Here is a 7,152-nt window from a genome sequence, read left to right on the forward strand (position 1 = left end):
CGCAGCGCCTTCACCCTGGCCTATCGCACCGCCGATGATCGCGCCGATCAGCGCACCACCCACAATGTTCCCGGCCGAGTGCGCACCTTTGCCGGGCCCCTTCACTTTGAACATGTCGGATTGCAGCGGATAACTCTGCCCCATCAGGTCAAGCGAAGTCAGTTCCAGCGCCAGTTCGTTGCTGCCCGTCAGCGAACCGCTGTCCGGACGCCTCACGTCGGCAATCACGCCATGCACGGTGGCGCCGCGCGGAATCGCCAGCACCCCGTTGAACGTCACGTCCTGGATCACCGTAAATTGAATTGGTTCTCCACCCTTCGCGCGCTTGCTGCTCACCGGATCATTCGTCCGCACCTGGATCAACGTTCCCTGCGGTACGGTGACCGGACCGCGCGGCATTGCATACTGCGGCGGAGGCGGAGCCTGCGCATAATCCGGACGCTGCCCGTACCCAGGAGGAGGCGGTGTTTGTCCATAACCCGGAGCCGGTGCGTATCCCGGAGGCGGAGGCGCCTGCCCGTATCCAGGTTGCTGCCCGTAAGACGGCTGCTGCTGTCCGTAAGGCGGTTGCTGCTGCCCGTAACCAGGCTGCTGTTGATTCGGGTCACCCCAGTTCGGCGGCGGAGCCTGGTTGATGCTCGGTGCATTCTGGCCGGGTTCAGCATACTGCCCATTGTCCTGTGAACCCTGCGCCGGAGGCGCCTGCGCGTCCGCCATGTCGTTGCTCGGATCGTTCACCGGAGCACCCTGGGCGTTTGCGTCATCTGCCGGATTGCCGACCTTGAGATTGTTGTGAACCTTCGTCACGCCGGGAACTGTCTTGGCGATCGATTCTGCCAATTGCTTCGAAGAGTCGCTCGATACGGTCCCCGACAGCGTCACCTCGCTCTGAATCGTTGCCGCGGTAATCAAGTCGTTCTTCAGGGCCTGCGAGGCATCCAGCGCATGCACCACGTCCATCTCAATTTGCCCGTCACTGCGCGGAGCATTCGACGGCGCCGCGTCCTGCGCCACTGCCATCGCGCCCGCCAAAGCAATCACTCCCAGAAAAGAAAATAGCCTGCAAATCAACCGTTTCTTCATTCTTTCCTCTCCCGCATGCCTGTCGCGCAGCTTTTGGTGCCGATGTCTTTATTTTGACGGTCACCAGGCACTCCCGTCATCGTTACCAACCCGCGTTTCGGGCAAAAGTTCCGTGCTTTGGTAATCGATTTTCGAGGACCTTTCCGGCCTGACTCACTGATCCGTCGTGCCTTACGCCTTTGCCGTCGCCCGATCCTCCACGGCCACCCTGCCTGTCAGCTCCTCATTGTCAGGAAAGAAGATCTGGAACACCGTCCCCGACGCTCCTCCCTCCGACGCCGCCCGGCTGCGTAGATGGATAATTCCATGATGTTTCAGGATGATTTCGTGACTCACCCAGAGCCCCAGCCCGGTCCCGGTTGCCCCTTTGGTGGTAAAAAAGGCCTCGAACAGCCGATTCCGTACCTCCTCTGTCATGCCGCTGCCCGTGTCGCCGATGGTGATGCGCACTCCCTCATATTGAGGATGCACCCAGTCCCGCGACCGCCGCGCCCGCACTTTCAAACGCCCTCCGCCCGGCGTTGCGTCAATCGCATTGCTCACCAGGTTTGCAATCACCTGCCGAACCTCGCCGGCAAAGCAGAAAAGATCGAGATCCGGCTTGTATTGCCGCTCCAGCGCGATACCCAGCGTGCTCAGTCTGGCGCTGTACATGTCAAGCACTGAGTCCAGCAACTCTTCCATCGTTGCTCGCGCCGGCAGCGTCGATTGCCGGTAGAAACGCAGCGTCTGCTGCGTGATCTCCGACATGCGCTGCACTTCCTTCTCTGCGATCGTCACGTAATTCAGCGCCGAATCATCCAGATGGCAGAACCCACGCAGTAAATACAGCAGGTTCGTTATCGCCTCCAGCGGATTGTTGATCTCGTGCGCGATGGAAGCGGCAAGACGCCCCGTTGCCGCCAGCTTTTCTGTTCTGCGCAGCGCGTCTTCACTCCGCTTGCGCTCGCTCACATCCATCACAATCGCACCCACCCAGCGCAACTTGTTGGGACTGGGCCGCACGGGATACGCGGTCACCAGCCATGTCCACCTCCCTCCGCTCTCGCCTGGCCTCCCCTCCAATTCCAGGTCATGTACCGGCAACTCCGACTCGATGACGTGCCGGACCGCTCCCTCCAGCCGCTTGGCAATACGTTCCGGCAAAACCTCCGGCAGGGTTCGTCCCAGGTGTCGGCTCAGCGCAACACCGGTCATCTCCGCAAACACTTCGTTGACACGCACAATTCGGCATTGCCGGTCGAAGAACACCAGCCCGATCGGCGCATTTGCCAGCATCGAATCCAGCAGTGAAAGCGTGTCGTTCAACCCCGAACGTTGTTCCTCAAGCGCCGCCACCATCCGGTTGAATGCCTGAATCAGATCGCCAAATTCGTTATCCACCGTCACGGGCAGAGGAAAATTCGCGCTGATTCCCGGTCCCTCCATCAGCGCGCGAGTGCCGCTTTGCAGAATACTCAATGGCCGCGATATCGAACGCGACATCAGCAGCACCAGTAATCCCGAAGCGCCAATCCATATCAGGCCAAAGGAAATCGAACCGCGCAAAACGGTGTCGAGCTGTTCCGTGTCCCAGGCGCGATCGGTTTCGACCCACGCATAACCGCGCACGTTCGCACCGTCGTAGATGGCCTTTACGCCTTCCCAGCGACGATCGCCAAACGAAAATACGAGCGGCAGATGCTCGGGAATCTGCGCAATCTGTGCCTTCTCCGCCGGCTCCAGCGGGGAATGGGCAGCGTCTCCGCTGCTCACAAAAAGCACATCCCCGGTTTTATCGGTGATCATGGCGCGGGCCACACTCGGCGCTTCGCCCATCATGCGCAATGAAGGAAACACCAGCTCCGGACGCTGCTGCCGGTAGGCCTCTTCCGCCTGCAGCGCAACCGACGTAGCTTGATGCGCCAGCCGCTCCAGCGCGCGTCTGCGTATCTCTTGACCCTCGACCTTCACGAGGATCACCGCAAACAGCCCGACAGAAAGTGTCTCCAGCAGCATCAGCCAGAGAATCAGCTGCCATCGAACGGTGCGCGGCAACCAACGCATTAATTCGACCTCGTTCTCATGGAGGAGCTCGTCCCTAGAGTCTACCGGAAATGCAATAAATTGCAGTCTATATCTTCAGCAACGCCCGCGCTATTTGACCGCCATGGAATCTGCCATTCTCTATAAAGATCTCGTTCGTGCGCGATCCGGCCACAATGACACCTGCCAGATAAATCCCCGGAACATTGCTCTCCAGCGTCTCCGAGTTGCAGACCGGCAGTTTGTCCGGCCCCTCGAACCGCACGCCCATGCTCTCGAGAAAACTGAAGTCGGGATGATACCCCGTCATCGCAAACACAAAATCGTTCTCAATCGTCTCTGTCCCCCGCGCAGTTCGCAGCACCACTGAGTCCTGCGTTATCTCCACCACGTCGGTGTTGAAGTAGGCTTTGATCTCGCCGTTCTTGACGCGATTCTCAATGTCCGGCTTGATCCAGTACTTCACGTGCCGATGCATCCCATCGTGCCGGTGCACCAGCGTCACGCGCGCCCCGCTTCGCCACAACTCAAGCGCCGCAATCGCTGCAGAATTTTTCCCGCCAATCACCACCACGTCCGTATCGAAGTAGGGATGCGGATCGTTGTAGTAGTGAAACACCTTGCTGAGTTTCTCACCCGGAATGCACATCAGGTTCGGCAGATCGTAATAGCCCGTGGAAACGATCAGCTTGCGCGCCATCAATTTGCCTGGCCGCCCAAACCGATCCTCCGTATGCACCGTAAACTCTCCATCAACTCCATTCACCCGCTCCACGCGATGATACTGTCGCACATCCAATTTGTAGTGCGCCGCCACCAGCCGGTAATACTGCAGCGCCTCATTCCGCGTCGGCTTCGGATTCGGACTCGGAAACGGAATGTTCCCGATCTCCAGCAATTCCGGAGTAGTGAAGAATGTCATATGCGATGGGTAGTGAAACAGCGAATTGCAAACGCATCCCTTGTCCACCAGCACCACGCTGAACCCGGCCTTCTGTACCTCGATTGCGCAAGCCAGCCCCGTCGGCCCCGCGCCAATCACCAGCACATCAAACAAAGCGTCCGCAGCTTTGACCCCATCGCGCACCAGCATCGACGAGGGCTTAGCATCCGGCACAGAATCCGCAGGATAGTCCGCCATACCTCTAGCTTAGGTCATGAAGCCTGAGATCATCGCCGGGTGCCCCAGGTCTCGCTTTTGAGACCTGGGAGGGGCTTGTCAGATCGGAGTGATTTACCCGGCCGCGCCTTTATTCCATCAACAAGGCAACGTCATCCAGACCGGCAGTACGATAAGACCGTGGCGACTAACGTCCTCTACACGATCGGCCACTCCACCCACTCCATCGAAGAGTTCATCGCATTGCTGAACGCGCACCGCGTGCAGCATCTCGTCGATGTCCGCTCCATCCCGAAATCCCGCCACGTCCCGCAATTCAACACCGACGAACTAGCGTCCTCGCTCCGCGCTGCCAACATCGAATACACGCATCTCAAATCTCTCGGCGGCCGTCGACACAGCCGCAAAGACTCCATCAATACCGGCTGGCGCAACACATCCTTCCGCGGCTATGCGGACTACATGGCCACACCGGAATTCGCCGAAGGCCTCGCCACCCTCACGCAAATCGCAAGCATCACCCCGACCGCCATCATGTGCGCGGAAGCCGTCCCCTGGCGCTGCCACCGCTCCCTGATCGCTGACGCTATGATGCTCCAGGGCTGGCATGTCCGCGACATCCTCACCAGGGCCCAAGCCGCCGAACACAAACTCACGCCCTTCCTAAAAGTAGTCAACGCCCAACCCACCTACCCCGATCCCGTCCAGCCCGACTCACTATTCGATCAACCGGGCTGACCTGCTGACTCGCTCATGCGCAAAGCGCATGCTGACCCGCTAAACCCAAATCCTGAATCGCTCAAAATGAATTGTCATCTTGAGCGAGGTGGCCTCAGCGACCAAAGTCGAAAGATCTGCCCTGAAATAGCATTCGCCCCGGAGGGGCCGAGAGAGAATAGCCCCGGGGTGAAACCCGGGGAAAAGCGGCAAGTCTCTGTCCGCGTCCCGGAGGGCCGCCCAAATCCATTTTCATCGCCAAGGGTAGCGCAACCCGCCATGACTGCGGTTGCTCTTTGCGAGCTTTCCAGCCACACAAAAACCGTTCCGGTTAGCCGTTATTCACCAACAATCTCAAACCATTTGTCATCCCGACCGAAGTGGAGGGACCTGCAGTTGCCTTTCGATACTTCCGAATCGCGGTGATGCGACAGCTCTAGATTTCTGCTCGCTCCAAGATTGCAATGAGTCTCTAGTCAGGTCGTCCAGTGTAGTGCTGCACATGATGCACTTCGGCATGGTCCTCAAGCGATTCCAGATGAGTGGTGACCTCTGCAGGTACCTCCAAATCCATCGTTAGTCGCTCTTCCAGCACTGTCGCTTGCCGGTGTGCTTCGCCCACTTCCATGGTGTGGGGAAACAACAAGTGAACCTCGATGATCTGTCGATAGCCTGTCGTGCGGAAACGGACGCCGTGGTAGTGAAGCCCCAGTTCTTTGCAAATGACATCGAGCTGATTGCGAATTTGATGACCGATCTTGGGATCAGAGTAGTCGAGCAATCCCTTCATCGAGTGCCACATCAGGCGGCCACCCGACCACAAGATGTTTGCCGCCACAGTGAAGGCGACCAAGGGATCGAACGGCTTCCATCCGCTTATCATTACAAGTCCCAAGCCTGCAACGACGCCAAAGCTCGTGTAACTGTCCGTCAGAACATGCTTTCCATCCGCCTCCAGAATCAACGAGTGATTCCGTTTCCCCATCCGCAACAGGTACCACCCCAAGAATGCGTTCACTATCCCGGCTGCCAGAATTAAAGCCACCCCGTTTCCAAGGTTGTCCAGGGTGAGGCCATGCCTCCATTTCTGAGTCGTCGTGACGACTATGCTTCCAGCGGCCAGCATGATCATTGCGCCTTCAAAGCCAGCGGAAAAAAAGGTGATTCGCTCGAATCCATAGTGAAACTGCGGAACAGCGGGTCGAGTGCTCAGCCAAAGACTGAATACAGCAAACGCCACGGCGACCACATGCACGACTGACTCAGCCGCATCGGAAAAGATGGCCGAGGATCCCGTAAACAAGTAGGCGGCAACTTTACCGACAAGCATTAGCACGCCAACGACCAGAGACAGCCGCATCGCAAAACGAGCATCCCGATGCTGCTGTTCGATTCTCCCCGATGGAACTTGAACCGGTAAATCCGTCACGCCTTACTTTCCTTTACGAATCTCGCAAGACCTCGAAGCCAGTCTACGCCTGACCAACATTCTGTAGGTCTGCGATTTCCCAAGGTGAGCAGAATCCGAACCAACAGATTTCTCTCGCTTGTCGCTCGTTCTGGTTGGATGGTGGACAACTCGCACGGCGAACCATGCCAGTAGTGACACAAAAAACGTGAAGACCACGCCGACACCCGCTACCCTTCGCCAGCCCCACCTCCCGTCCTTTACCCTAGAAGGTTCGAGGAGCAACACCCATGACCGTCATCCATCAGGAAGATTTCATCCGCACCGTCGCCGGCGCACTGCAATACATCAGCTACTATCACCCCACCGACTACATCACCAGCCTTACGAAAGCCTACGAGCGCGAGCAGTCCCACGCCGCCAAAGATGCCATGGCACAGATCCTCATTAACAGCCGCATGTGCGCGGAAGGCCATCGCCCCATCTGCCAGGACACCGGCATCGTCAACTTCTTCATCAAAGTCGGCATGGATGTCCGCTTCGAAGGCCCCGGCGGCGGCCCGCCCACACTCGACATGCAAGGCATGTGCGACGAAGGCGTCCGCCGCGCCTACCTCGACCCAGACAACAAGCTCCGCGCCTCGCTCCTCGCCGATCCCGCCGGCGCGCGCAAGAACACCCGCGACAATACTCCATCCGTCGTCGTCGTCGAACTCGTCAAAGGCGACAAGGTCGACATCACCGTCGCCGCCAAGGGCGGAGGCTCCGAGGCCAAAAGCAAATTCGTCATGCTCAACCC

General features: G+C 58.4%; 6 protein-coding genes. 2 read left to right on the plus strand and 4 right to left on the minus strand.

Annotated features, from left to right (window positions below; translation table 11 throughout):
• From WA354_RS03280 to WA354_RS03290, 3 genes are all read right to left on the minus strand, one after another.
• Window positions 1–1,083, minus strand: a 1,083-nt coding sequence (locus WA354_RS03280) for a BON domain-containing protein (RefSeq protein WP_472811582.1), incomplete at its 3' end; no start/stop codon positions are given.
• A gap of 171 nt (window positions 1,084–1,254) precedes the next feature.
• Window positions 1,255–3,129, minus strand: coding sequence for a sensor histidine kinase (locus tag WA354_RS03285; RefSeq protein ID WP_472811583.1), 1,875 nt, complete (start codon window positions 3,127–3,129; stop codon window positions 1,255–1,257).
• A gap of 67 nt (window positions 3,130–3,196) precedes the next feature.
• Window positions 3,197–4,201, minus strand: a complete 1,005-nt coding sequence (locus WA354_RS03290; RefSeq protein WP_472811587.1) for a YpdA family putative bacillithiol disulfide reductase — start codon at window positions 4,199–4,201, stop codon at window positions 3,197–3,199.
• 207 nt (window positions 4,202–4,408) lie between these two features.
• Between WA354_RS03290 and WA354_RS03295 the strand changes: the two genes are divergently transcribed.
• The gene (locus WA354_RS03295; protein ID WP_472811584.1) at window positions 4,409–4,966 is read left to right on the plus strand and encodes a DUF488 domain-containing protein; all 558 of its coding nucleotides are present in this window, start codon (window positions 4,409–4,411) and stop codon (window positions 4,964–4,966) included.
• 451 nt (window positions 4,967–5,417) lie between these two features.
• Here the strand turns inward: WA354_RS03295 and WA354_RS03300 are convergent, their stop codons facing one another.
• Complete coding sequence (locus tag WA354_RS03300) at window positions 5,418–6,374, minus strand: cation diffusion facilitator family transporter (RefSeq protein WP_472811585.1); 957 nt, start codon at window positions 6,372–6,374, stop codon at window positions 5,418–5,420.
• 269 nt (window positions 6,375–6,643) lie between these two features.
• Here WA354_RS03300 and WA354_RS03305 point away from each other — a divergent pair.
• Window positions 6,644–7,152: fumarate hydratase (locus WA354_RS03305; protein ID WP_472811586.1), on the plus strand; the 509-nt coding region annotated here is incomplete at its 3' end.

Source organism: Occallatibacter sp. (assembly GCF_049802275.1).
GTDB lineage: Bacteria > Acidobacteriota > Terriglobia > Terriglobales > Acidobacteriaceae > Telmatobacter.

What these genes read in the sequence shown, in the direction of transcription:
- WA354_RS03285 (WP_472811583.1), bottom strand. Translation starts at nt 3,129, where the DNA reads ATGCGTTGGTTGCCGCGCACCGTTCGATGGCAGCTGATTCTCTGGCTG.
- WA354_RS03290 (WP_472811587.1), bottom strand. Translation starts at nt 4,201, where the DNA reads ATGCTGGTGCGCGATGGGGTCAAAGCTGCGGACGCTTTGTTTGATGTG.